This is a genomic window from Bradyrhizobium sp. LLZ17 (assembly GCF_041200145.1).
Classification (GTDB): Bacteria; Pseudomonadota; Alphaproteobacteria; order Rhizobiales; family Xanthobacteraceae; genus Bradyrhizobium.
Genome location: NZ_CP165734.1, coordinates 429,303 through 454,134 on the forward strand (window position 1 = coordinate 429,303; position 24,832 = coordinate 454,134).

The 24,832-nt window shown below is 63.0% G+C and carries 22 protein-coding genes, 1 tRNA gene and 1 pseudogene; 11 read left to right on the plus strand and 13 right to left on the minus strand.

Going from position 1 to position 24,832, the window contains the following annotated elements; translation table 11 throughout:
• Positions 1-21 precede the first annotated feature (21 nt).
• Positions 22-1,620, plus strand: coding sequence for a glycosyltransferase family 39 protein (locus tag AB8Z38_RS02060; RefSeq protein WP_369726722.1), 1,599 nt, complete (start codon positions 22-24; stop codon positions 1,618-1,620).
• 193 nt (positions 1,621-1,813) lie between these two features.
• Here the strand turns inward: AB8Z38_RS02060 and AB8Z38_RS02065 are convergent, their stop codons facing one another.
• On the minus strand, positions 1,814-3,064 hold the full coding sequence (locus AB8Z38_RS02065; protein WP_369722869.1) for a multidrug effflux MFS transporter: 1,251 nt from the start codon (positions 3,062-3,064) through the stop codon (positions 1,814-1,816).
• Positions 3,065-4,637: 1,573 nt separating this feature from the next.
• A tRNA-Leu gene (locus AB8Z38_RS02070) sits at positions 4,638-4,726 on the minus strand.
• Between the two features lie 174 nt (positions 4,727-4,900).
• Between AB8Z38_RS02070 and AB8Z38_RS02075 the strand changes: the two genes are divergently transcribed.
• On the plus strand, positions 4,901-5,326 hold the full coding sequence (locus AB8Z38_RS02075; protein WP_369722870.1) for a twin-arginine translocation pathway signal: 426 nt from the start codon (positions 4,901-4,903) through the stop codon (positions 5,324-5,326).
• Between the two features lie 24 nt (positions 5,327-5,350).
• Here AB8Z38_RS02075 and AB8Z38_RS02080 read toward each other — a convergent pair whose 3' ends face one another.
• Positions 5,351-6,553 (minus strand): FAD-dependent monooxygenase, encoded by a 1,203-nt coding sequence (locus AB8Z38_RS02080; RefSeq protein ID WP_369722871.1) that lies wholly within the window; start codon positions 6,551-6,553, stop codon positions 5,351-5,353.
• Between the two features lie 19 nt (positions 6,554-6,572).
• The gene (locus AB8Z38_RS02085) at positions 6,573-6,818 is read right to left on the minus strand and encodes a zinc-finger domain-containing protein (protein ID WP_369722872.1); all 246 of its coding nucleotides are present in this window, start codon (positions 6,816-6,818) and stop codon (positions 6,573-6,575) included.
• 305 nt (positions 6,819-7,123) lie between these two features.
• Here AB8Z38_RS02085 and AB8Z38_RS02090 point away from each other — a divergent pair, with 305 nt between their 5' ends.
• From AB8Z38_RS02090 to AB8Z38_RS02100, 3 genes are all read left to right on the plus strand, one after another.
• The gene (locus AB8Z38_RS02090; RefSeq protein ID WP_369722873.1) at positions 7,124-8,260 is read left to right on the plus strand and encodes a hypothetical protein; all 1,137 of its coding nucleotides are present in this window, start codon (positions 7,124-7,126) and stop codon (positions 8,258-8,260) included.
• A gap of 142 nt (positions 8,261-8,402) precedes the next feature.
• The gene (locus AB8Z38_RS02095; RefSeq protein WP_369722875.1) at positions 8,403-9,158 is read left to right on the plus strand and encodes an alpha/beta fold hydrolase; all 756 of its coding nucleotides are present in this window, start codon (positions 8,403-8,405) and stop codon (positions 9,156-9,158) included.
• A gap of 1,154 nt (positions 9,159-10,312) precedes the next feature.
• Positions 10,313-11,224: a prolyl oligopeptidase family serine peptidase gene (locus tag AB8Z38_RS02100; protein WP_369722877.1), complete on the plus strand. Its 912-nt coding sequence runs from the start codon at positions 10,313-10,315 to the stop codon at positions 11,222-11,224.
• A gap of 126 nt (positions 11,225-11,350) precedes the next feature.
• On the opposite strand, the gene AB8Z38_RS02105 is transcribed toward AB8Z38_RS02100, so the two are convergent.
• Positions 11,351-11,809 carry a DUF4279 domain-containing protein gene (locus AB8Z38_RS02105; protein WP_369722879.1) on the minus strand — a complete coding sequence of 153 codons (459 nt, stop codon included), beginning with the start codon at positions 11,807-11,809 and terminating at the stop codon, positions 11,351-11,353.
• A gap of 1,387 nt (positions 11,810-13,196) precedes the next feature.
• Positions 13,197-14,581, minus strand: a pseudogene (locus tag AB8Z38_RS02110) (hypothetical protein).
• A gap of 249 nt (positions 14,582-14,830) precedes the next feature.
• Between AB8Z38_RS02110 and cysE the strand changes: the two are divergent.
• From cysE to AB8Z38_RS02125, 3 genes are all read left to right on the plus strand, one after another.
• The gene (gene cysE / locus AB8Z38_RS02115; RefSeq protein WP_369722881.1) at positions 14,831-15,655 is read left to right on the plus strand and encodes a serine O-acetyltransferase; all 825 of its coding nucleotides are present in this window, start codon (positions 14,831-14,833) and stop codon (positions 15,653-15,655) included.
• A 159-nt stretch (positions 15,656-15,814) separates the two neighbouring features.
• Positions 15,815-16,033, plus strand: coding sequence for a DUF3126 family protein (locus tag AB8Z38_RS02120; protein WP_369722882.1), 219 nt, complete (start codon positions 15,815-15,817; stop codon positions 16,031-16,033).
• 91 nt (positions 16,034-16,124) lie between these two features.
• Complete coding sequence (locus AB8Z38_RS02125; RefSeq protein ID WP_369722883.1) at positions 16,125-17,318, plus strand: FAD-binding domain; 1,194 nt, start codon at positions 16,125-16,127, stop codon at positions 17,316-17,318.
• A gap of 185 nt (positions 17,319-17,503) precedes the next feature.
• Here AB8Z38_RS02125 and AB8Z38_RS02130 read toward each other — a convergent pair whose 3' ends face one another.
• Entirely contained in the window at positions 17,504-18,205 is a 702-nt protein-coding gene (locus AB8Z38_RS02130; protein WP_369722884.1) for a hypothetical protein, read from the minus strand.
• Between the two features lie 222 nt (positions 18,206-18,427).
• On the opposite strand from AB8Z38_RS02130, the gene AB8Z38_RS02135 reads away from it, so the two are divergent.
• Positions 18,428-18,757: a hypothetical protein gene (locus AB8Z38_RS02135; protein ID WP_369722885.1), complete on the plus strand. Its 330-nt coding sequence runs from the start codon at positions 18,428-18,430 to the stop codon at positions 18,755-18,757.
• Between the two features lie 90 nt (positions 18,758-18,847).
• On the plus strand, positions 18,848-19,378 hold the full coding sequence (locus AB8Z38_RS02140; RefSeq protein ID WP_369722886.1) for a gamma carbonic anhydrase family protein: 531 nt from the start codon (positions 18,848-18,850) through the stop codon (positions 19,376-19,378).
• Positions 19,379-19,406: 28 nt separating this feature from the next.
• Here AB8Z38_RS02140 and AB8Z38_RS02145 read toward each other — a convergent pair whose 3' ends face one another.
• Positions 19,407-19,751 (minus strand): hypothetical protein, encoded by a 345-nt coding sequence (locus AB8Z38_RS02145; protein ID WP_369726811.1) that lies wholly within the window; start codon positions 19,749-19,751, stop codon positions 19,407-19,409.
• On the opposite strand from AB8Z38_RS02145, the gene AB8Z38_RS02150 reads away from it, so the two are divergent.
• Positions 19,732-20,088, plus strand: coding sequence for a hypothetical protein (locus AB8Z38_RS02150; RefSeq protein WP_369722887.1), 357 nt, complete (start codon positions 19,732-19,734; stop codon positions 20,086-20,088). The two genes, AB8Z38_RS02145 and AB8Z38_RS02150, sit on opposite strands and share 20 nt — an antisense overlap.
• A gap of 199 nt (positions 20,089-20,287) precedes the next feature.
• On the opposite strand, the gene AB8Z38_RS02155 is transcribed toward AB8Z38_RS02150, so the two are convergent.
• The 5 genes from AB8Z38_RS02155 to AB8Z38_RS02175 form a co-directional block, all read right to left on the minus strand.
• On the minus strand, positions 20,288-20,782 hold the full coding sequence (locus AB8Z38_RS02155) for a hypothetical protein (RefSeq protein WP_369722888.1): 495 nt from the start codon (positions 20,780-20,782) through the stop codon (positions 20,288-20,290).
• A 169-nt stretch (positions 20,783-20,951) separates the two neighbouring features.
• Positions 20,952-21,683, minus strand: coding sequence for an aspartate/glutamate racemase family protein (locus tag AB8Z38_RS02160; RefSeq protein ID WP_369726723.1), 732 nt, complete (start codon positions 21,681-21,683; stop codon positions 20,952-20,954).
• 4 nt (positions 21,684-21,687) lie between these two features.
• A complete protein-coding gene (locus AB8Z38_RS02165; protein ID WP_369722889.1) occupies positions 21,688-22,566 on the minus strand; it encodes an ABC transporter permease in 879 nt (292 codons plus the stop codon).
• 3 nt (positions 22,567-22,569) lie between these two features.
• A complete protein-coding gene (locus AB8Z38_RS02170) occupies positions 22,570-23,529 on the minus strand; it encodes an ABC transporter permease (RefSeq protein ID WP_369726724.1) in 960 nt (319 codons plus the stop codon).
• The gene (locus AB8Z38_RS02175; RefSeq protein WP_369722890.1) at positions 23,529-24,818 is read right to left on the minus strand and encodes a PotD/PotF family extracellular solute-binding protein; all 1,290 of its coding nucleotides are present in this window, start codon (positions 24,816-24,818) and stop codon (positions 23,529-23,531) included. The genes AB8Z38_RS02170 and AB8Z38_RS02175 overlap by 1 nt, the downstream gene beginning before the upstream one ends.
• Positions 24,819-24,832 lie beyond the last annotated feature (14 nt).

A 24,832-nucleotide genomic window follows, 5' to 3' on the forward strand; every position in this document is an offset into this window, starting at 1 on the left:
ATCGATTTTGCATTCCAGGCGATGGCCGAACGATCAGATCGCGCCCCGGCGCTCTGGCGGCGGCCATTGCTGCGTTGGCTCGAGGGTGTCGAGGCGGGCTGGGCGGTGCCGTTGCTGCTGGTCTGTTTCGTTGCGGTCTGGACGCTTTACCTCGCCGTCGCCTATGCCGGCGGCGGCCTGCATCCCGACACGCTCGAGGCCTGGACGCTGGGACGGAATTTCGCGTGGGGCTATCTCAAGCATCCGCCGCTGATGGGTTGGAGTGCCGCGGCCTGGACCGCGGTGTTTCCGCTCAGCGACTGGTCACTGCAACTGATGGCGATGGCCAATGCCGGGCTTGCGCTGTTCTTCGTCGATCTGGTCTCGCGGCAGTTCGTGAGCGGGCACAAGCGCATCCTGGTGCTGCTGCTTTTGATGCTGACGCCGGCCTATCAATTCCACGCCCAGCGCTTCAACGCCAACGCCGTGCTGCTCGCGGTCTGGCCGCTGGCGACCTGGTGTTTCCTGCGCGCTTTCGAGACCCGCAGCACGTTCTGGGCGGTTGCGGCCGGTTGCACAACGGCGCTGGCAATGGTCGGCAAATACTATTCAGTGTTCCTGGTGGCGAGCTTCGCGTTTGCCGCACTGGCCCATCCGGCGCGACGCGCCTATTTCACCTCTGCGTCACCCTGGATCTCCGTCGTCACCGGGCTTGCTGTGCTGTCGCCGCACATCCATTGGCTCGCAACCACGGGCGCCTCGACCTTCACCTATGCGCTGACCCACGCCAACGGCAATACGGTGAGCTCGCTCAGTGACGTGAAGAACTTCCTGTTGGGCCTTTTGGCCGCCATGAGCGCGGCGGCGATCGTTTGGGTGCTCATCGCGGGGACGCGGCTGAAGCAGTTTCCGGCTGACTTCGCTGCCATGAGCCCGGGCCTGCGGCTTCTCGTCTACGTCTCGATTGGCACAATCGTGCTGCCGGTCGTGACGTCGCTCGCGATGGGCACCGATCTGCCCTCGCTGTGGGCGTTGCAGGGGCTGTTCCTGTTTGTGGTGCCGGTCGTGTGCGGCACCGGTTACCCGATCGAGCGATTCTACACCGTCAACCTCGCGGTCGTCACGGTAGTCGTCGCGGCTGCAGCCGTGTTCATTGCCGCGCCGATCCACGCGGCGTACCGCAACAGTCAGGGCTACGAAGAGGGCCGCAATTTCTATGCGCCGGCCGCGATCGAGCTCACCCGGCAATGGCGTGAACTGACCGGCGAGCCGCTTGGCGCCGTGAGCGGCGACGATTCGCTGGCGTTCGCCACGGCCTTCTACAGCCCGGATCACCCGCATTACGCGCGGCCCCTCGCGCATCAAGACGAATGGGGGCTACCGCGCAAGACGACGCTCCATCGCGGCTGGGCCGCGCTCTGCTTCCGTGACCAGGACGATTGTGGTCGCTGGATGGAATGGGTGTCCTCGCGCGCCGGAAATTTTGTCAGGCGCGAATTCACGGTGCAGGCGTCACTGTGGGGAAAATCCGGTTTGGCGCGCGACGTGGTGGTGCTGATGGTGCCGCCACGTGCGAACAGGGACGTATCGCCTGAAAGCGCCGCACAGGATTTCAGCGCCAGCAAGCGCAGTTCGGACTAGAGCGCATCTCAGCAGTGGCTGTCGCGAACGCCCTCAAGCCCCTCGCTGGCGAACGGCGGCGTGACGGGCTGCTCTGCGGGCGTACCCTGCGTCTCAGGCACGTCCGTCTCTTGATCGGCTTCGTTGAGTTCCGGTTCCATAAGGCGGCCTTTCGAATTGCTGCAGGACAACATCGAAAAGCGCGCGTCGTTCCTCACGCGATGGCGCGATGATGCGGCTTGAATAGCTGCCCCTTCTCCACGACCAGCACGATGACCAATGCGGCAAGCGTGGACAGGAAGAAGCCGACCGAGAACGGAAGCAAGGTTCCGTCAAAGCTTTGACCGATCGCCGTGCCGACCACGATGCCGATCAGCGTCGTGATCGAGCCGTAGAGCGAGGACGCGGTGCCGGCGATGTGGCCCTGCGGCTCCATCGCCAGCGCGGTAAAATTCGCGACCATCATGCCGAACGAAAACCTCATCAGGGCCGACAGCACCATGAACAGGGCAAGCGGCAGCATGCCGAGGCTTTCCGTCAGCAGCATCACGCCGGCCACAGCGGTATAGAGCGTCAGCGCACCGTGCGAGATCACACGCATGCCGAGGGTCCCGACAAACCGCGCGTTGAGGAAGCCGGCAATGGCGGTGCCGGCCGCGATCGCGGCGAAGGCGAGCGGGAAGTATTGGCCGAGGTGGTAGATGCCGGTGAAAACCTGCTGCGCGGAGAACACATAGGCGAACAGCGCGCCCATGACGCTGCCGGCCGCCGTCGCATAGCCGATGGTCTGTCGATTGGTGACGGTCTGGCGAAAGGCTGAGAGCACGTCGGCAGGTGCAAGCGACCTGCGCTCCGATTCGGGCAACGTCTCCGGCAGCCGCCACACGCTCCACGCCAGCGCCAGCAGGCCATAGAACATCAGCACGACGAAGATGCCGCGCCACTGCGTCACCAGCAGCACCGCTTGTCCGAACGAGGGCGCGATCACGGGCACCGCGATGAACACCATCATCGCCAGCGACATCACGCTCGCCATGCGGCGGCCGGCGTAACAATCACGCACGATCGAGGTCGCGATCACGCGCGTTGCCGAGGTGCCGAGCCCCTGCAGCGCGCGGGCGAGCAGCAGTGTCTCGAACGAGGGCGCCGCGACCGCAAGCACGCTCGCGACCGCATAGACCGCCATGCCGCCGAGCAGCACCGGGCGCCGGCCGAACCGGTCGGACAGCGGCCCCATCACGAACTGGCCCGCGCCAAAACCGATCAGGAAGGTCGACAGCACGAGTTGGAGATGGTTGGCGTTGGGAATGTCGAAGGCGGCGCCGATATTGGGCAGCGCCGGCAGCATCATGTCCATCGCGAGCGGATTCAGCGCCATGATGGACGCGATCACGATGACGAATTCGGGAAAGCCCATCGGACGGTGTCCCGCGGACACCCAGTCATCGGCATTGATGTCGGACAAGAAGCTCACCTCTGATTTCAGAGGCGTTATCTATCGTCCATGCTGCAATGCACAACCCATGTTTTGGGATGGCTGTCAGGCAGGTCGGTGTCGGACAAGAATTGGTGAGGAGCCGTTGCTTCCAGACGTTGGCGGCGTTCGCGCTACTGGCTGGAAACCAAGGATTCACCATAGGGGCGGGACCGCACACGGAGGAGATGAATCCGCAACCCATCCTGTCCATTGTGCCCGGAATGAGCGCCGGCAAGGCGCTGAGGAATCGCCGCCAAACAAGGTACCGCCGTGTCCGACACCACCAGTACAGCACGTTGGTTGGAGCCGCCCGCCGGCATGGCGGCGAGGCGCAACATCTGGCTTGCCTGCCTGATCGCGCTGGTGACGCTGCTGGTGCTTGGCAATCTCGCCAACGACACGGCGCTGGACGTGAGATATGGCTGGGATGTTCGCGTCAATTGCGCGGCGGTCGATGCGCATGCCGACGCGCTCGATCCTTATTTCGTCAAGAATTTGAAGGGCACGAAACTCTCTTATCCCTACCTGCCTGTGACCTTGGACGTTTTCCGCCCGCTGTGCGCGGGCGGCATTCTCGTCGGTGATCACAGGGGCGTCTTTCTGGTCCTTGCCCTGCTCTGCGGCCTGCTGCTGCCTGGTCTCGGCCGCCCGCGCAGCTTGCGGGACATCGGGCTCAGGGTGCTCTGCGCGCTCGGCGCTTTCGTCGGCTTCGAGTGGGTTTTGGCGTCGGGAAATTTTGCGATCCTGAGCGGCGTCCTGACCGCCGCCGCGCTCGCGCTTCTGCTTCGCCCGGCGATGTCTGCGGCACACGGTGATCGAGCTGACGTCCCTCGTCTCGCGGGGGCTGCATTGCTCGGTCTTGTCATGTCGTTCAAGCTGGTGTTCTGCCCGGTGCTGGCGGCGCTGTATTTCCTGCCGCTGCCGCGGCGGCGGAAAATCGTCCTGATCGCGGTGGCGGGCCTCGGCTTCGCGCTGCCGATCCTGATCTCGATCCTGTTCTATTCACAGCTGTGGTCGAGCTGGTTGCTCGCGATCACCGGAGGGATCCCAGATCAGCATTCGGTCCAGCTCGAGGAAACCAATCCGTCGCTACTGCTGCTCGCGCAAAGCGTCGTGGACCGCGTCGGCCTCCTCGACAGCAAGCCGATCGTGTTCGCCGTCTATGCGCTGGCGGCGGCCGCGTTCGTTCTCGCGCCGCTCGGGTGGTCGCTGCTGCGCGCCATCCGCAACAATCAGGGATCGTTACTGGGCCGCCTCGACCGCTGGCTGATCGATCATCCGGATGCTGCGATGCGCGTCACCGTGCTCGCGATGTACGGGCTTTATCTCTGCTCGCCGCGCCTCAAGGAATACGCGTTTTTCGAACTGGCGGTCTATGCCGCCGTCCTCATCGTCGATCTTCCGGCCGCGGCTCTTGCGGCCGTGCTGACCATCGGCATTGCCATTCCAACGCTGGTGTCGATCACGGGGAATCCGATCGAGGGCGGTTTTGTCCAGGTCGCGGTTGCGCTGATCTGCTTCTGGATCATGCTGTTGGCACAGTTCGCGCCGTCAGCTCTGGTGGTGCGGGCAGCCGGGGTCGAACCGGCACAGCGCTTGCGCACCGAGGGATTTTAAGTCCCTTGCGTCTACCAATTCCGCCATGCCCGCTTGATCCAACGAGATCAAACACTTAAGTCCTGCCCGGCGGTCTGGAATTGGCGCTTGTGGTGGCCCGGGCAGGCGGTTCTTCCTTAAGCGAGCCGGCCGCACAAGGCAAAGCCTCAATCCGGACATCTGGCCCTGCTTTAGGCATTCTCAATCCACGGGGACTATTCATCCGGCATGTCTGCTTCGCCTTCCTATCGCCTGCGCCTGTGTTGCACGGCTGCCGCGCTGCTCGCGGCCGGCTTCGCGTTGCCCGGCTGCGCCAGCGTGAGCGAGACGATCGCTCCAGCCTTTGCCGATCCCGCCAGGTACGAATTGTACGACTGCAAACAGATCGAGGCCGAGCGCAAGGGGCTCGCCGCCCGCACCGCGGAGTTGCAGAGGCTGATGGACAAGGCGGAGACCGGGACTGGCGGAGCTGTGGTGTCCGAACTTGCCTATCGCAACGACTACATCGCAGTGCGCGGCTCGGCGCAGCTTGCCGAAGACGCTTGGCGCCGCAACAGGTGCCGGGAAACGCCGCCTGATGCGGTCCCAGCGGCCTCGGCGCCTCAGCGGCCGGACATCAAGCCCGCCCCGCAATCCAGAGGCACGGCTCGCTGAGCACGCTGCGCCGGCGCTCGTGCGTCACGGACGCCAGCCGTAAATCCAGTCCTGGCGGGCCAGCATGCGCTCCGGCCCGAGTGCGCGGATCGCAAGATCGCGTGCGAGCGCAAGCGGGCCGCCGAGATGATAGATGCGGCCCTGCTGCCGTGCGGTCCGCTGCACCCGCCTGACGCGGGCCTGACGCGCCCGGCCGTATTGCTTCAGCGCCACCGCAATGCCGACTGCGCTCTCGGCGGCCTCGAGGCTCAACTGGCGGGCGAGCACGGCTGCATCCTCGATCGCCATGCCGGCCCCCTGAGCCGCGAACGGCAGCATCCCGTGCACGGCGTCACCAAGCAGCGCGACCGGATCTTTATTCCAGGGGCAGCCCTCGGGCACGCCGAACAGCGCCCATTTGCGCCAGCTGTCGACGGCCGCGAGCATCATCCGCGCCGTCGGTGGCCAGCGCGGCGCGGCGAAGGCGTCCATCACCTCGAACGGATCGCCCGGCGTGCTCCAGCCCGGTCTGTTCCAGGTGCCCGGCAGCACCGCCACGACGTTGATCTGGCGGCCGCCGGCGATCGGATAGGCGACCAGATGGGCGTTTTGGCCCATCCAGAGTTGCACGCGCCGCGCGGTGTAGTCCTTCGGCAACTGCGTGGCGTCGAGCGTGCCGCGCCAGGCGATCAGCCCGGAGAAGCGCGGCCGCACCTCCGGAAAGATCTGCTGGCGTACCGTCGACCAGATACCGTCGGCCCCGATCAGCGCGCTGGCCAGATCGCTGCGGCGGATCGTGCCGCTGCGATGGACGACCGTCAGTCCCTTGGCGTGAGGCGCGACATCCTCGAACATCGCGCCGAGTTTCAACTCGACATCGGGATGGTCGGAGACCGCGCCCGCGAGCGCAGCTTGCAGGTCGGCGCGATGCACCACCCAATAGGGCGCGCCGGCGCGGTTGGCGGCGGCTTCACCGAGCGGCATGCGCAGCAATTCGCCGCCGGCACGCGCGCTCATGATCGAGACCGCCTCCGGGACGACCGCGCGCAGCTTGAGCCGCTCGGTCAGGCCGAGCTCGACCAGCACGCGGCTGGCATTGGGGGAGAGTTGCAGGCCGGCGCCGACTTCCTCGAGCCGCTCGGCCTTTTCCAGCACGACGATGCGAAAACCGCGGGCCGCCAGCGCAAGCGCGGCCGTCAGTCCTCCGATTCCGGCACCTGCAATGACGATTGTTCGGGAGAGCGCCACTCCTGACCGATAAGACCGGTCAGGCCACCTTGTCCTTCAGGACGCATTCCGGCGGCCGGGCATCGCCAGCCTTCAGGTCGGCGGCGAAGCGGTAAAGCGTCGAGCAGTAGGGGCAGATGATCTCGTTGTCGTTGCCGAGGTCGAGGAAGACGTGCGGATGGTCGAACGGAGGGTTGGCGCCCACGCACATGAACTCTTGCGAGCCGATCTCGATGACGGCAACACCGGCATCGTTATGGAAGTGCGGGACGACATGATCGGACATCGTAACTCATCCTGGAGTGGCAACGGCGGTAGACACAATCAACGACTGGCGCGGCATCTTTAAGGCGCCGCGGACCATACTGGCGGGTGCAGATGATTGCTAGTCCAGCGGAACCGAAACGTCCGCAATGCCCCATGCTCATTTGCTCATGCAAATTCGACACAATCTTGCGGCCTGAGAGAAGCCCTTCTTTCGTCGGGGACGTTGTGTCGCAATTCTGGCATACTATGTCTCTGGACGCGTGTAATTGCGGCAAAAGACGAACCATCAGGCGCAACCGATCTTAGGACCGTCCAGGCTTTGGCATGAAGTGGCTGCGAATCACCACAGCGTTGACCGGAATCGCGGCGTGCGGCCTCGTGCTCGCGCAGGTAGCGCCGCAGGCCCGTGAGGCCGGAGCGGTTCTCACCGTTCAGGACGATCCGGCCGCGCTCTCCGAACTCAAGCTCGACGCGGCGCTGCGGAAGAACGACCGGCTGATCGAGGACAACATCGAGGCCGCGCTTGCCGCGGGAGATTCCGATCTCGCCGACAGTTTTGTCGCGCTCGCGCGCGACCGCAACCTCGCGCTTCCCGACGACCTGCTGAGCCGCGTCGGCGATGCGGTGAAGGAGGAGGGCTCCAGCTCGCATTTTGCAAAGCGCTTCGCCATCGGTCTCGTCACCGGCAATGCAGACGATGTTGCGAGCCTGTCCGGGACGGTGGCCGGCGATCTCTTCGTCATCGGCGATATCAGGGATGTCGTGCGCGAGGGTAAGCATCTCGCCATGGGCGAGGACACCGACCGCCTGGTGCTGGGCCTCGCCACCGCGGGGCTTGCGGTCACCGCCGCAACCTATGTCTCCGTCGGCGGCGCGGCGCCGGTGCGCGCGGGGCTGACGCTGGTGAAGGATGCGCGCAAGGTCGGGCGGCTCGGCGAGGGACTTGCCGCTTGGGCCGGCAGGTCCGCCCGCGAAGTGGTCGATACGCCAATGCTCCAGAACGCGGTTGCCTCGGGCTCTGTATTGCGCCCGGGCGAGACCGTGAGCGCGATCAAGGCCGCGTTCCGCGCCGAGAAGGCTGGTGCGCTGGTCCGGCTCGGCAAGGACGTCACGCGCGTCGCCGAGAAGACCGGCACGCGCGGTGCCATGGACACGCTGCGCATTGCCGAAGGCCCGAAGGACGTCGCCCGCGCGGCGCGGCTCGCGGAAGCGCAGGGCGGCAAGACACGCGCGATCATGAAGCTGTTCGGCCGCGGCGCCTTGCTGCTCATCGGCGGCGCGTTCGATCTGGCGCTCTGGCTGTTCGGCGCGGCGTTGACGCTGTTCGGCCTGTTGGCTTCCATCAAGGCAACGACGGAGCGCCTGACCCAGGCCTGGTGCGATCGCAAACGGGCGCGCCGGCTCCGCCGGGCGCAGCTCGCCGCTGAAGCCGCTCTGGCAAGCGCTGCCGTCGCGGCCTGAAGCGCGAAGCGCTTCAGCCTATTCTTTTGAGCATGATCTTGCCGGAAAACCGCTGCACAGTTTTCCGGATCATGCTCCAAGATCCACTTTCAAGATCAACCTTCAACATCAACCTTCCCCTCAACGACTTGCGGAACTGCTGATGCCGAGCTTTCACAACGGCGCCGTTGAAATTGCCTATCTCGACGAAGGCGAGGGCGATCCGATCCTCCTGGTGCACGGCTTTGCCTCGAGCAAGAACGTGAACTGGGTCTATCCGACCTGGGTCTCGGAGCTGCGCAAGAATGGCCGCCGCGTGATCGCGCTGGACAATCGCGGCCATGGTGAAAGCGCGAAGCTTTACGAGCCCGCGCAATATTCGATCCCGACCATGGCCGGCGACGTGCTCGCGCTGATGGACCATCTCGCCATCCCGCAGGCCGACATCATGGGCTATTCCATGGGCGGGCGGATGACGGCGTGGCTCGGGCTCAACGAGCCGCAGCGTCTGCGCTCGGCGATCCTCGGCGGCATCGGCATTGGCGGCCTGATCGAGGGCAGCGGGCCCGGCGAGAATGTGGCGAAGGCGCTGGAAGCACCCTCGCTCAATGACGTCACTGATCCCGTCGGCCGGACGTTTCGCGCGTTCGCCGATCAGACCCGCTCCGACCGGGAGGCGCTCGCCGCGTGCCTGCGCGGCACGCGTGAGCTGATGACGCGGGACGAGGCCGCGCGCATTGAGGTGCCCGTGCTGATCGCGGTCGGCACCGCCGACGACGTTGCGGGATCCGCGAGCGCGCTCGGGGCCATCATCCCCGGCTCGGAAGTGCTCGACATCCCCAACCGCGACCACATGCGCGCGGTCGGCGACAAGGTCTACAAGACCGGCGTGCTGGATTTCCTGTCACGCCGCGGCTGACCGTAAGCGGCCACTGGTTCCGGCGCCTCTCTCCAGATAGTACCCCACCGTGACGTCCGTTTACTGAGGTATGGCGGACAAGATTTGCTCAGGTTGAGTTCTTCGCATTTTGACCCGAAGCGGGCATTTCCGCATGGCTCGAAGCTTTCGAGCCATGCTGTCGATGTTTGGGACATTGCTGCCGGGAGGGTCGATTAACGGTGGCCCGATTGCCTGGCTTCGGCGACTAGCTTTTCGCCGGGCAACTTGCCGCCAGCCAGCAGGCTGGTGCAAATCCACCGAGACTCTCTGGGCGTCGCGCCAAGGAAACCCTTGGTCTCTACGCAGTGCGCGTAGCTGTTGTAGTTGAGTGTGTCTCGGCAGGTCGGCGAGAACGCGCTACCATCAACCCCTCCCTGGCCGGAAAGGCTACATCCAACCCATGGGGCGTTGCCGACCCTGTAACTTGTTTCGCAACCACCGTTGCAACTGCTCGCCGATCTCTCGAGCTTGGCAAGCCTGCCCAAGGCCGTATTCGGCCCGAACACCGGATTTTGAGCGGCTGACAGGCCGGTCGCACGATGGCCGGTTGCCCGATGGGATGTCGCGGTCGTTGGCCCCTGCCTCGGCACAACCGTTGGTCTTGCCTTCGGCGCTTCGACTGAGACGGCGGGAAGCGAGGAGTTTGGTGTGGGCTGCGACATTGCCGTACCGCTTGTGCTGCACAACAAGATAGCTGACAAGGTAACGACCATTGACGGCACGGCGAAGCCTAGTGACGATCTCATGAGGTACCTCCCAAATGCGGGACGGAACGGCCGCCCCAACAGCTAACGGTTGTATCACAACGTTGCGATACGGCCAATTTGGAGGCGAAAGCCCATTTGAGGATGAGGCGCCATCGACATGATCGCTCACCGAGCGCGGGCCGCTCGCGCCGTTGCGATGTGGTCTATTGGCCCGAAGGCGAAGATCGCCACTGCGTCCGGCACGTCGGCAGTCGAAACCAGACCGGACATCGGGAAGACGCGAGGAAATCGACGCGGATGACCCATTGCTGACGCGGAACTGGAGCGCTTCAATGTTGAACCCAGCGGGCTATTGAGCTCAATTAGAATACGATCGTACAAGATCGCGGAAGATCGGCTTTCGTCGCTGGACTGGGGGGATTATTCATGGATGTCCGATTGGGCCTGTTTGTAGCGACAATCTTGGTCTCGGTTTTTTCCGTGAGTCTGGCCTTTGGCGGGGAAACCTCGCCCGATTCCGCCGGATATCAGTATTCCCAGCCCATAGAACCAACTTTTTCCGATCTTCCCTATGCGACCCAGTCGCCGTCACAGAAGCTCGATCTCTATCTGCCTGTGGTGAAAAACGGGCCGGCACCATTAGTGATTTGGATTCACGGCGGCGGTTTCCGTGTCGGTGACAAGCACTCCATGCCCAGACACAATTTCGGCCCTGCACCCAAACCAAAAGGGCCAGACGGGCCTTATCAAATCCAGGTCCCAGATGTGGCCGCGCTGACCCGCGAAGGTTATGCGGTCGTCAGTCTCAATTACCGCCTCCTTCGCCGTCCTGGTGACCGTTTTGTCGATTTTGCCCGTCCCGCAGTTCAAGACGGCAAGGCCGCCGTGCGCTTTCTTCGCGCCAATGCGGCACTGTACGGTCTTGATCCTGGAAAGTTCGCAGTCTGGGGCAATTCGGCCGGAGGCTTCATCGCCGCGATGCTGGCGGCGACCGGAGACGATCCGACGATTTTCGACGATCCGGCTCTCGGTAGCCCCGACGTCTCCGGCGCGGTCCAAGCCGCCGTCATCTGGTATGGCGCGATTGAGGTCGACGACTTGAGTATTGCTCGCTACATTTCTGCAGCAAAAACCATCCCGCCAATCTTGATCGGCAATGGCGATGCCGACACCAGCGTTCCCGTAGTCGAAGCGATCCGGCTCAACGACGAACTGCTGAAGAAGGGGGCGAAATCCACCCTCACGATTTTGTCGGGTGCCGGTCATGAGGATCCGGCCTTCATGGCCACGCAGATGCTTCCCACGTTCAAGTTTCTCGATGCGGCTTTCGGCCGATGACAAAGCAGTGAACGTCGCTTCTTGGCCCGAAGGCGAAGATCGCCATCGCGTCCGGCACGTCAGCAGTCGAGGCCAGACCGGACATCGGGAAGACCCGAACAAATCGACGCGAACGACCCTAAGCAGTCATCGAGGAGGAGCCGTCCGCGACTGTGGAAGACCCGCGTAGCACTCGATGCCGAGTGATAGATCGAGCTCCACAAGTCGAGCAAGCATTACGCTGGACAATTCATCGGCGAGAAAGCCGTCCATGAATTGAATAATGATGCTTGCAGTTCCGCCGTTGGCTTTGATCTCCGAAAAGAACGCCTTGTGAGGCCCAAGTGCGTCGATCAGACGTGACAATTCAGACGCAAAGCCTGGATCTTCGACGACGTGTTCCGTGCTGCGCCGCCATCGCGTGTTAGCATACGTTCCGGATAGAGGCGTGCCTTTCGGGGTTGTTCGGGGAGCGCCGACACAATGAGTGACGTCGGGCTCCATTCCTAGGATTTTGGTGATTTCGTCCGGCAGCAAGGTTGGATGCACGATGAACAGGTCGAGAAAGAACCTGTACTCACCCGCGCTGCTGGATTGTTCGGCCATCGGGCGCTCCATAGACTGAGCGGTTGCTTAGTCGAGCGCAGCCACGAATGTCAATTTCCGGTTGTGGCCCATCGCTTCGGTTGGCGGTGCAGCTTTATGTGGGCTCGCAGGGGGAGACCGGAAGTTTGCATCCGTACGCCAAACCGACGCGAATGACCCAGATCGGACACCTCCGTGTCTAATTCCGTCAGCGACCCGCGTTCACTGACCTAGCTTTTTGATGCAAATCGGTTGGCCATTTGGGACAGGGGTGCAATCCCAATCCGGACCGAAGCCGTTATTCGTCTTAGAAGTTGGAAACCAATAGAAGCCGAAAGCGATAAGGCACAGCAGAACGACGATGAATAGAATACCCATCACATCACCGCGCCTTGGATACGCCAGTGGCCATCTCATGACAGTGTCTCATCCTCCGTCGCGCTGTTTGCATGCAATCCGCCGCGCCACGATGACAACCTTTAGGCGAAGCGCTCTTTCGCGTCGCTTAAACGCTTAATTCAAATCGTGCTGAATACCGGCTTCCAGGGGATAGGTCAAAAGTTTGCAACCGACCGTCAAACCGGTGCTTTTGACCCACAACGAACCAAAGACCTCATTTTGAGGCGATGCTGTCAGAGGCAGTTAGTCATTGTCAGGTACGAATTTGGAAAGCGGTCGTCGCTTTATCAAGCAATTCGATGGCACTGAGATATCAAACCCGAGACTGCAAAGCTCCCCAAGAGCCAAGGCTGTCCGCTTCGTCCATCAACGCTAGAGGAGGCCTTAAAACGCGCCGGTATTTCAATTGACGTCTATCTCAATCGACAGCCGGGCTCGCTGTTTGACGCGCATTTTTGGCCGCCCGGGCCCGATGTACCGTATGAACGCCTTTACATTCGTGTCGGCTCGATCCCGGTAGAACAGGTGGGGGCCGTGCGTTGCGAATTTGAGGCTAAGACAATTCCTGTGCTGGTGAAGTGGATTGCAGGCATTCTAGCGCAGGACCTAAAATCACCTGCTCGGCGTGAACAGCAGGTGCTCGACCTCCGGGTGGGCTAATGTCCGCTTCTGTGACTAAGCGCTCATGACCAAGAGCCCCTCGGATCTCCGTTTCGGAACGCAAACCGGTCGTTGCCCGTTCGAACCTGAAACGATGGACTTGATGGGTACAATCCCTAGCCGAATGGTTGAACGAGCAAATCAAGGCGCTCACACCTCTTTCATCGCTCTACGTTGGGACATTCAGACCACTTCCCGGGCAAGAGGAGCTGCCTGATGGAATTTTGCACGAAGTCGAAGTCGCGTGGCAACCGACGCCCAAAGGGCGTGAGTCAAGTGGGCGGGGAACGCGTCGGCGTGAGATAATGCTTAAACAAAAAGCCAAGCGCGATGACGCTGCATCCTAATCTCATTGCGCTTTGACGCCGTCGCCAAAGCGGCGCGCCAGCGCCATCAGCACCACGAAAGTCGCAACCCACACCATCCGCGCGCCGTAGCGGTCGTGCGGGCCCGAGATCACGCCGCAGATGAAAGCGTTGCCGAGCAGCGCCAGCGTGATCGTCGCCGCCAGTAGTGTCAGATCGTCCAGCCGGCGATTTGCGAGCGCGTGTCCGAGGAGCCCGACCAGCGCCAGCATCGAGACCAGCGCGACGGGGACGTGCAGCCAGTTGACATAATCGAAATTGATGCCCCAGTTTTGTTGGCGCGCCGCGCGCATCGGCGCCACTTGCGCAGGGATGTAGCGTTCGATGATGCCGTAAGTGTGCGGGATCCAGACACTGGCGCCTTCGCCGGTGGCGACATGCAGCAATTGCTGGCCCATCGCCCGCAGTGCTGCACCGGCCTGCCACGCAGGATAGTCGGCGAGCGAGTGCACGACGATGTAGCCCATCTCGTCGTTGAGCCCATCGAAGCGGCCAAGCGAGTTGAACATGCTCTTGCCCCACAGGAACTCGTCGGCGGTCGCCGGCAGCTCGTTGCGATAGGGACAGAGCTTGAAGGTCTCGCGCGGGCAGTGGTCGTTGAGATAGCGCGCGACGATGCCGTCCTGCATCATGCGGCCGAAGGCGACGCCATAGCCGCCGGGCGTCCAGGCCCATTTGCCCGACAGCGCATGGTTCGCCGAGACCAGCATCAGGCCGCCGACAACGATGGTCAGGCTCGCCTGCGTCAATCCGGCGAGTGGCAGCCGAGCCCTGAGGACCGGCCGCATCATCCAGCCGACGGCGCAGAGCCCGAGCAGCACGCCGAGCGTGGCGCTGTGGGTCGCGGCGGCAAAGGCGGTGAAGACGAACAGCGCGATCTTTTCGAGTCCAGAGAGCCGGTTGCCCCCGACGACCAGAAGAAACAGCGACAGGATCGAAAGCCCTGCAAAGATGTCGGTGAGCAGCATGCTCGCGAGCCAGGGCAGCGCCGTCGACAGGATCAGCACGACGCTGATCGCGACGAAGCGGGACGTCTGCATCAGCCCGAGCACGCGCAGGGTGAGCTGCACCAACCACAGCGTCGTCAGCGACTGAATGGCGAGGTTGATCCAGAACCCGGAGCTCTCGCCATAATGCAGATAGAGGCCGAACACGGTGGAGCGGCTCGGCACGAGATAGCCCTCGTACCAGCGCGCCAGATAGCCGCCGGTATCCCATTGAAGCAGGGGGTAGCCGTTCCAGAACGCCGGCGCGATCATCAGCAGGGGAGGGCCAGCGCGGCGAGCCGCAGCCAGATCGAGCCCGCTCTGCGCGCGCGTAAACTATCGCTGATGATGGTCAAATCTGCTCCGTCCTCGCTCACGACCATGCCCGCAATAATGGTTGAGACGAAATTCACCAATAGTTTGACGCCGCCCGGCTTGAATTTGGCTAAACTCTGACCACTTCAAGCCGACCTTGCCGCCCGGGGCGTCAGAAGAAACTGAGGTGATTCAACGCTTTGGCGTTCTTTCTGAGGGCAACGCGCTGTTCACTCTCAGGCAAGCCCGTCGCGACTTTGTCGCCTAGACTGTGCTATACAACCTACAAAGCCAGCCAATTCGAAAGAGCAGATTCCATGGCAGTGCATCAGGTCAATCCGGGAGGAAAGCTCGCTTCGCTCGATCCGATCTGGGAGCGGATCCGGGGCGAAGCGGAGGACATCGTTCACCGCGAGCCGGAGCTTGCGACCTTCATCTATTCGATGGTGCTGCATCACAGCCGCCTGGAAGATTCGGTGATCCACCGTCTCGCCGACCGGCTCGATCATTCCGCGCTGTCGGGCGATCTGGTGCGCCAGACCTATGACGAAGCGTTGCGCGACGATCCCGACCTCGGCAACGCCTTCCGCGCCGATCTCGTTGCCGTCTACGACCGCGATCCCGCGACCTCGCGCTTCATCGACCCCTTGCTCTACTTCAAGGGCTTTCACGCGCTCCAGACCCATCGCCTCGCGCACTGGCTGTTGCTGAAGGGCCGCAAGGATTTCGCCTACTACCTCCAGAGCCGCGCGTCTGCGGTGTTCCAGACCGACATCAATCCCGCCGCGCGCATCGGCCGCGGCATCTTCCTCGACCATGCCACCGGCTTCGTCTGCGGCGAGACGGCTGTGATCGAGGACGACGTTTCGATCCTGCATGGCGTCACGCTCGGCGGCACCGGCAAGGAGAATGAGGACCGTCATCCAAAGATCCGCCACGGCGTCTTGATCGGTGCGGGCGCGAAGATCCTCGGCAACATCGAGATCGGCCATTGCGCGCGTATCGCCGCCGGCTCGGTCGTGGTGAAGCCGGTACCGCACAATGTCACCGTCGCTGGCGTGCCCGCCAAGATCGTCGGCGAGGCCGGCTGCGCCGAGCCGTCGCGCACCATGGATCAGATGATCAACGCCATGGGACTGTGACATGGGGCTTTGATAAGGGACTTTGATACGGGGCTTTGAGTTCGAACAGGGCCGGTTTCCGGCCTTTTCATGCCCCTAATTCTTTGGCAATTGCTGCTGGCGGTTCGTCGCGTCTCGTCCTAAAAGCCCGCCAACCCAGATTTCGATTGGAGACTTGCCGTGGACGTCAAAGAAGTCAGAAAGCTCGACGCCTATCTGAAGCGCGTGTTCGGCAATCCCAAGCTCCGCGTCGTGCCGCGGCCGAAGAAGGATGACTCCGCCGAGGTCTATATCGGCGAGGAATTCATCGGCGTGCTGTTCGTCGACGACGAGGACGACGATCGCTCGTTCCAGTTCCAGATGGCGATCCTCGAGGACGATCTGGTCGACCAGGAATAGCGGGGGCATTTCGTAGAGGGAACTTCGACCCTCACGAACTGGTGTCCGCGGCGGCCGTGCGATCGGCTGTCGGTCCCCCTACATGCCGCTCATGAAAACTGTGCTGATCTCCGGAGCGGGGATTGCTGGTCCCACGCTTGCATTCTGGCTGAAAGCCGCTGGTTACGAACCGACGCTGGTCGAACGTGCGCCTGCGCCACGCAGCGGAGGCTACGTCATCGACTTCTGGGGGCTGGGCTACGATATCGCCGAGCGCATGGCCCTGACCCCGGCCATTACCGCCGCCGGCTACCACGCCCAGGAGATGCGCATCGTCGGGGACGACGGCCGCCGGATCGCAGGCTTCGGCACCACGGTCTTCGACGAACTCACTGCTGGCAGATACGTGACGCTCGCTCGAAGCGATCTGTCGCGCCTGCTTCTGGAGAAGATCAGCGGGTCGACCGAAGTCATCTTCGACGACGAGATCGTCGGGATCGACGAGCAATCCGACGGCGTCCGCGTCCAGCTGCGGCGTGGCGGTCAGCGTCGATACGACCTGGTTGTCGGGGCCGATGGATTGCATTCGGCGGTGCGGCGACTGATGTTCGGGCCCCAGGAGTCGTTCGAGAAGAATCTCGGCTACGCCGTCGCGGCGTTTCAGACCATCGGTTATCGGCCGCGCGATGAGAACGTCTATGTCATGTACGGACAGCCGGGGCGAATGATCGGGCGCTTTGCGCTGCGAGACGATCGCACCCTGTTTCTCTTCGTGTTCGGAGCCGACACTGAAGATCCGGCGGTCTCTGCGGACAAACACACGGCGGTCCTCCACCGCGTCTACGGTAACTGCGGCTGGGAATGCCCGCACATCCTCGCTGCCCTGGATCGCGCGAACGGACTGTATTTTGATCGCGTCAGTCAGATCCGGATGCCGAAATGGTCGCGGGGCCGCACGGTCCTGATCGGCGACGCTGCGTTTTGCGTTTCTCTGCTCGCCGGACAGGGCTCGGCGCTGGCGATAATTTCAGCGTATGTTCTTGCCGGTGAGTTGCGGAAGGCGGACGGAGATTACCAGCAGGCTTTCCGCGCCTACGAGTCTCGCCTCCGCGCCTATATCACTCGCAAGCAGCGGGGAGCCGAGCGCTTCGCAGCCGCCTTCGCGCCGAAGACCCGATCCGGGCTATGGTTCCGCAACCAGGTGGTCAGGGCGTTCGCGTTACCGGGCATTGCAAAGCTCGCGATTGGCAGGGACATCGCCGATCGGCTGGATATTCCCGTCTACGACTGGCGCTTGCCTGACTAGATCTTCTTCGATGGCATTATGCCCCTGTTTTGCCCGACGGCGCAAGCCTTACTTCGAAAAATACGAAAATGCTCCGTCCCGCCGATACTTGGCTACTGTGCATGGGGTTGTTTTCGCGTTTTCTTATCGGGAGGCCTCGGGCCGTCTCGGCGAGCTGATCTCGTAGCGAGCAGGGAGGCAGCGGATCAGCCCTTCGGCCCGCGCAACTGCGCCGTCAGCCGGTCCATCGCTTCCGCCACGTCGCGCCATTGCGAGAGCCAGCTCCGCGGAAAGCGGAAGGTGAGGTCGGCGCCGTCGACGCGGCGCTCGGACAGGCACATGCCCGGTGTGGCAGCATCGCGTGTGCAGCGCGCCGTGAGCGCTGGGCTCGTCCCCGAATACAGATCCTCGCTGCCATAGGGCGTATCGGCTCGGAACATCCGCATCGTCAGCCCGTCCTCCGGCATTGTCGCGGCCTGGTCGAGATAGCGCGGATAGATCGTGGCCATGCGTTGTTCGGGCGAGAGCGCATCGTGATGCGCCGCGATCGACAGGAAGATGCGGTCGATCGGCTGCATCGCGGCGTCGACGCTGTCGGCCGTAACGTGCTTCGCGACGACCGGCGGCTCCAGCGAGGGATAGAGGAAATCGAGGTCGATGCGCTCCTGCGGCCCGGAGTGCCGCTGGATCTTCATGCGGATCGCGGATGTCGGCAGGTTGAACAGCGTGCCGCCGACGCTCACCGGCAGCTTGTCCGGGGCGTCGGCGCCGCCTGTGCTCCAGGTCGGCCACAGCAGATAGGCGACCAGCGCGATTGCGCCAACCGCGAACGCGCCGCTGAGCGCGATCGGGACGAGATGCGACCGCGTCCAGGAGGACCGAGGGGAGGCTGCCGAAAACACCGTCATGACGTCGCGCGATGAGCCCATTGGTCGGCCGATGGCCGACGAATCAGCGGCGACTATGCCATGGGGCGGCAGTTTCGCGGAGCGCTCAGGGCTGGCGGCAATGGGGGAGGGCTCTGCGCGGAGGGGGCGCCGCTGTTAACCTTCGCTTAAGGATAATGTAGCGTTAACCGGCGCTTTTTGTCACAGCAAGCTTCCGGCGTTGCGTAAGGGCGGACCGTTCCCATGACACCTGAAGCTCTCAATACTTTCTTCTCGATCTGCATCGGCTTTGCGCTCGCGGGTGCCCTCGTGAGCGGATACCAGGCGGTGGCGGAACGGCCGGCCGGCTTCGGGCTGTTGCAGCAGGGCGTCGCTCCGAGAACGTTCGCGGCGGTTCCTTTTCTGGTGTTCGCCGCGCCCTTCATCATCATGCGCAACACCTTGCGCGGGATGCGGGTTGAGAGCCGCCGCTTCGAATTCGTGATGATGGCGACCGTCATTGCCGGCTTCTGGAGCATGATGAGCGGCACGTTCTTCCTGATGACGCTGCGCGCCGCCGGCGTTCTGGTCTGACGCGGATATTGCAGAGCTGCCCGGTGAGGCGGCCCTTTGCGTCCGCGCCGCCGTTTCGCTATGGCTTCGTCAACGCGACAGGAGACCTCCATGGCGATCTACGAGCTCGACGGGCAGGCGCCCGATCTTCCCGCCGACGGTAACTATTTCATCGCGGAGACCGCGACCGTGATCGGCCGCGTGCGCCTGAAGCCGGGTGCCAGCGTCTGGTTCGGCGCGGTGCTGCGCGGCGACAATGAATGGATCGAGATCGGCGAGGGCGCCAACATCCAGGACGGCTCGACCTGCCACACCGATCTCGGCTTTCCGCTCGTGATCGGGAAGAACTGCACCGTCGGCCACAACGTCATCCTGCACGGTTGCACCATCGAGGAGGGCGCACTGGTCGGCATGGGCGCGATCGTGATGAACGGCGCCAAGATCGGCCGCAACAGCATCGTCGGCGCCGGTTCCGTCATCACCGAAGGCAAGCAGTTTGCCGAACGCTCGCTGATCATCGGCTCGCCCGCACGCGTGATCCGTACGCTCGATGATGTCCAGGTGCAGAAGATGGGCAGTGCCGCGCGGTTCTATGTCGCCAACGGCCCGCGCTTCCAGAAGGGTCTGAAGCGGATCGGGTGAGATGGAGGCATCAATCGCGGGGGGCGTGTCAGCTTCCCTCGGACTCGCGAGCTTCTCTCGCGCTCGCAATCTTTTCGTGGCCGGCCGCCCACAGCGCATGCTCGTCGCTGCCGTCCTGATACGGGTTGGCTTCGGCCGGAATATTGTCGCGGGCGGCGCTTTCGCCCTCTGCAAAGGGATCGCGATTGGTCACCGTGATTTTCCCTTTCTGGCTTCGGGAGGCGCTGTGGCTGGCTGCCTGTTTCAAGCCGATGTGACGGCATTTGTTCCGAAACGCCTGTGATGAATGCCCCAATGACATTAGGCTGGCGCTGCTTTGATGTGTGGAGCGTTTCCACGCGGGGGATTGAGTGATGTTGCGCAAGACGATCATGGCTGCACTGGCCATCGCGACCGTGGGCCTCTCGGCACCTCAGGCTGCACAGGCGGGGGGCGGTCATTGGGGAGGCGGCGGCGGTTTCCACGGCGGAGGCTGGGGCCACGGCTGGCACGGCGGCGGCTTCTGGCCAGGCGTCGCCATCGGCGCAGGCATCGCGGGCGCGGGCTATTATGGCGGGTACTATGGTTACGGCTATCCGTACTCCGGTGACCCCTATTATGACGGCGCCGGCTATGGCGATGGTGGCTATGACGGGCAGTGTTACCTCGTGCGCAAGCGCGTCATGACGCAATGGGGCTGGCGAATCCGCCGCGCCCAGGTCTGTGAGTAAGGTCTTGCGAGGTGCGTCGAGATCCGGCCAGGCCACAAAAAACAAGGCCGTTGACGCAGTATACCGTCAACGACCTTGCCAGCCCCGGACATTGAAATCGGCTCACGCCATCCGGTCCGGCGAGCATCGCGCGGAATCATACGGACGAATGTGATCCAGTTCACAAGTGGCGAAAATAAAAGGCGGGGCGCCCCGCCGATCAGCCGTGAGAGCGCTTGCGCGCGCTGGCATGGACGCGGAGACGCGCCGGTTTCCTCCGGGTAACCGACGGCGTGTCGGCCTCGGTCGTCCGGACGCTGGCGAAGGATTGCCGCAAACCGTCGATGGACTCGTTCAACGTAGCGACCTGCTCCGAGAGGCGCTTGGTATCGGCCTGCTGCGAAGCGAGCAGCCGCTTCATTGTCTGTAGCTGGTCCTGCACGACCTGGAGCTGGTCGATCGATTCCTGCTGGGTCGCCTCTATTCCCTTGGTCTTTTCGACGAGTTGCTCGGAAGCCTGCGCCGTGCGGGCTTGGAGTTGCCGCGAGGCGACCACCCGGTCGGTCTCCGGTGCGGCGCCGGTATAGGCACGCCAGATCGCGATCGAGGTGACGGCGGCGATCAGGAGCAGAAGCGCCGCGGCGGTCAGCGCAATCGGCTGAGCGCCAAGGCGAAGCAGGGGATTGGACGTTGTGTCCTCGGCGAGATCGATCATCGCTGACAAAACCCAAATTGAAACTTGGTGATTGGCGAAGACCGGCAGCCCAAGAACACAGAGCAAGGCGGCCGGGGCGTCCCGAAAGTGTTACCCTTCAGCAACAATTAGGACGAAAAAGAGGCTGCGAACGAAAAAACCAGCGAAGGCCTCAACCCGAGCGACTGAATCAGGGCTGAAACGGCGAAAACGGGCCGGAATAGGCTTTTGAACGCGGCGCGGCGTACGGGCCGAGCCGCGAAGTCTTCAGCCCGAGCCGGACCAGCCCCTCGGCAAGCGTCACCGCGGCGGCCACGCCCTCGACCACGGGCAAGCCATGCTTGCCGGCGAGCTCCGCCGCCAGATCGGCCATGCCGGCGCAGCCGAGCACGATGGCCTCGGCGCGGTCGTCGCGGATCGCGGCGGTGATCTCGGCGGAGATTTTTCCGAGCGCCTCGGCATTGCGCTCTTCGAGTGCCAACACCGGTACCTCGGCGGCGCGGACGCGCGCGCAGCGCTCGGCGAGGCCGTATTTCCGCAAATTATGCTCGATCGGCACGATCGAGACACCGAGCGTCGTTACCACGGCAAAGCGCGCCGCGATCAGGCTTGAGATGTGGAAGCCGGCTTCCCCGATGCCGATCACAGGTGCTTTTGCCGCCGCGCGCGCGGCATCGAGGCCGGTGTCGTCGAAGCACGCGATGATGTGGGCGTCCGCGCCATCGCGATCGGCTTCGCGGATGCAGCCGAGCATGCCGGGCACGGCGAAGGCTTCATCGTAAAAGCCCTCGATCGAGACCGGTCCCATGGTCGGCTGGCGCGCATCGATCACGGTGTCGGGCAGTGCGATCGCGCGCGCCGCAGCGGCGATCTTCGCCGTCATCGACGCCGTGGTATTGGGATTGATGACGTGAAGTCGCATCAGATCAGACAAGCCCCTTGCCGGCGTCCGAGCCTTTGGCCGCCTGCCGCTTGTTTAGCATGTGGATGGTGCCCAGCGAGAGCGCGATCACCGCGAAGGACACCGCCGAGATCACGGTGCCGAGCGCGTAGATATCGGGGTTCGTCACGGTGGTGGTGAGGCCCTGGAGATCGAGCGGCAACGTATTCACCGCCCCGATCGCCTGGCTGGAGCGCGCGAGCTCATCCCACGACAGCGTGAAGCCGAACAGGCCGATGCCGATCACCGAGGGCAAAATAATCGGCAGCACGACGTGGCGGAAGGCCTGCCAAGGCGTCGCACCGAGATCGCGCGCGGCTTCCTCGAGCCTCGGATCAAAGCGGTTGAAGATCGCGAACATGATCAGCAGCCCGAACGGCAGCGTCCAGGTCAGATGCGCGCCCAGCCCGGAGGTGAGCAGACCCATCGAGGTCTCGAAATTCTCGTTGAAGAAGCCCTTGATCACATCGTCGATGATGCGGAATTCAAGCGAGATGCCGAGCGAGGTGATGATCGACGGGACGATGAGGCTCGCGATCGCCGAGTAGAACAAGATGCTCTGCGCCTTGAACTTCCTGCGGAACGCCATGCCCGCGGCGACCGACAGCACGACGGTGACGGCCATCACGATGACGCCAAGCAGCAGCGAGCGGCGGAAAGCCGCGCCGAGATCGACGATGCCGGTGCCCTGGAACAGCTTCGACAACCAGTAGGTCGATACGCCGTTCATCGGGAAGGTGAGGCCGCCCTGCGGGCCCTGGAACGACAGCACGTAGATCGCGATCATCGGGCCGTAGAGAAACAGCACATAGGCCGCGAAGAAGATCGCGAGCACATAGAAGCTGCGCGGGCGTCCCTCCGTCATTGCCTAGAGCTCTTTCTTGATGTCGACGATGCGCGACATCATGGTGATGATCAGGAAGGTGATGATGAGCAGGATCACGGCGTTGGCCGCTGCCGCCGGGAACTGCAGCGCGTTCACCCGTGTCTCGATGATCTTGCCGGCCGAGGCGATCTGCTGGCCACCCATCACGCCGATGGTGATGAAGTCGCCCATCACGATGGTAATGACGAAGATCGAGCCGATCACAATGCCGGGCTTGGCAAGCGGAATGATGACGTTGACGAGGGTCTGAAAGCCGGTCGCGCCGGCGTCGTAGGCCGCCTCGATCAGCGATTTGTCGATCCGCACCATCGAATTGAAGATCGGCACCACCATGAAGAAGGTGAACAGGTGCACCAGCGCCAGCACCACGGAGAATTCGGAGAACAGCAGCCATTCCAGCGGTTGGTTGACCAGGCCGGTCTTCATCAGCCCTGAATTCACCAGGCCGTTGCGTCCCAACAGCGGAATCCAGGCGATCATGCGGATGACGTTGGAGGTCCAGAACGGGATCGTGCAGAGCAACGACAACCCCATCTGCCAGGTCTTGGACCTGACGTGGAAGGCGAGGAAGTAGGCGACCCAGAAGCCGATGAACAGCGTGATGGCCCACACCGTCACACAGAGCTTCAGCGTCTTCACATAGGTTCGCCCGATCGTGCAGAGATCAGGCAACTGGGCGATGCAGCCTTCGAACGTGTCGGTGTAGCCGCGGCCCGAGAACGCCGGCAGCAACTGGTATTCATTGTAGTCCCAGAACGAGACGATGACGACGAACACCAGCGGGATCAGGAAGAAGGCGAGAAACACCAGCATCATCGGCCCGGCCTGGAGCCAGGAGATGAAGGACGGCGACAGGCGCGCCGCTTTTGCAGGGCGCGCCTTCTCCGATCCCCGGACAAGGTCCGGGGATGCCTGTTGCAGGATGTCCTCCGACGTATCCATCACGCGGCGATGAACTCGTTCCACTTGCGGACCATGTAGTCATTCTCGTCCATCACGGCGTTCCAGCACGCAACGCCGCCCATGCGGTCCTCATAGGAGCCGCCGTCGCGCACCGCACCGGCCTTCTCGAGCAGCGAGCCGTCGGGCGCCTTGATGTCCTTCTCGGCCGGCTTGCCTTCCATCCAGTACGCCCACTCGTAGGGCTCCATGTTGGCCTTCGCGGTCGAGAGCACCGCCGAGTAGTAGCCCTGGCGGTTGAGATAGGCGCCGGCATAGCCGGACAGGAACCAGTTGACGAACTCATAGGCCCAATCGAGCTTGGCGCCCGAGACGCCCTTGGAGACGCAGAAGCCCGAAGCCCAGGAGCGATAGCCTTCCTTCAGCGGCTGGAAGGTGCACGCAATGCCCATCGAACGCACCTTGGTCACCGCCGGCGACCACATCGATTGGATCACGGTTTCGCCCGAAGCCATCAGGTTGACGCTCTCGTTGAAATCCTTCCAGAAGGCGCGGAACTGGCCGGCCTTCTTGGCTTCCGTCATCACCTTCATGGTGAGATCGATCTCTTCCTTGGTCATGTTGCCCTTGTCGGCATATTTGTACTTGCCGGCGGCTTCCACGACCATCGCGGCATCCATGATGCCGATCGAGGGGATGTTGAGGATCGAGGCCTTGCCCTTGAACTCGGGGTTGAGAAGTTCAGCCCACGAACTGATCGGGCGCTTGATGATGTCGGGGCGGATGCCGAGCGTGTCGGCGTTGTAGACCGTCGGGATCAGCGTGACGAACTCGGTGGCCGTCTTCGAGAAGGTCTTGGAGTCCTTGCCTTCCAGATAGAGCACCTTCCAGGGCGCTGTTCCTTGGCCGCCGATCTTCTTGCCGCCGGGCGTCTCGCCCTTGGTGAAGACCGGGGTAATGTTGTCGAATTGCTTGATCTTCTTGGAGTCGAGCGCAAGGATATTGCCCGAGGGCACCAGCTTCTTCAGCGAGAAATATTCGGTGTCCAGCACGTCGAAGGAATTCGGCTGGGTCATCACGCGCTTGGTGACGTCGTCGGTGGTCGCCGTGATGTACTCGATCTTGATGCCGGTGTCCTTCAGACACTGCTTGGAGATGTCGTCGCCTTCGTTCACGGCGGTGCCGAGATAACGCAGCACCTTCGGCTCGGCCGACATCACATAGGGAAAGCCGGTGATGGCCCCTGAGCCGGCGGCAAGGCCCGCCAGACCCGCGGTGCTCTTCAATAGCGTGCGGCGGCTCACGCCGGTCTTTTTGGTGGTCTCGGTCATGCTCTTACTCCTCT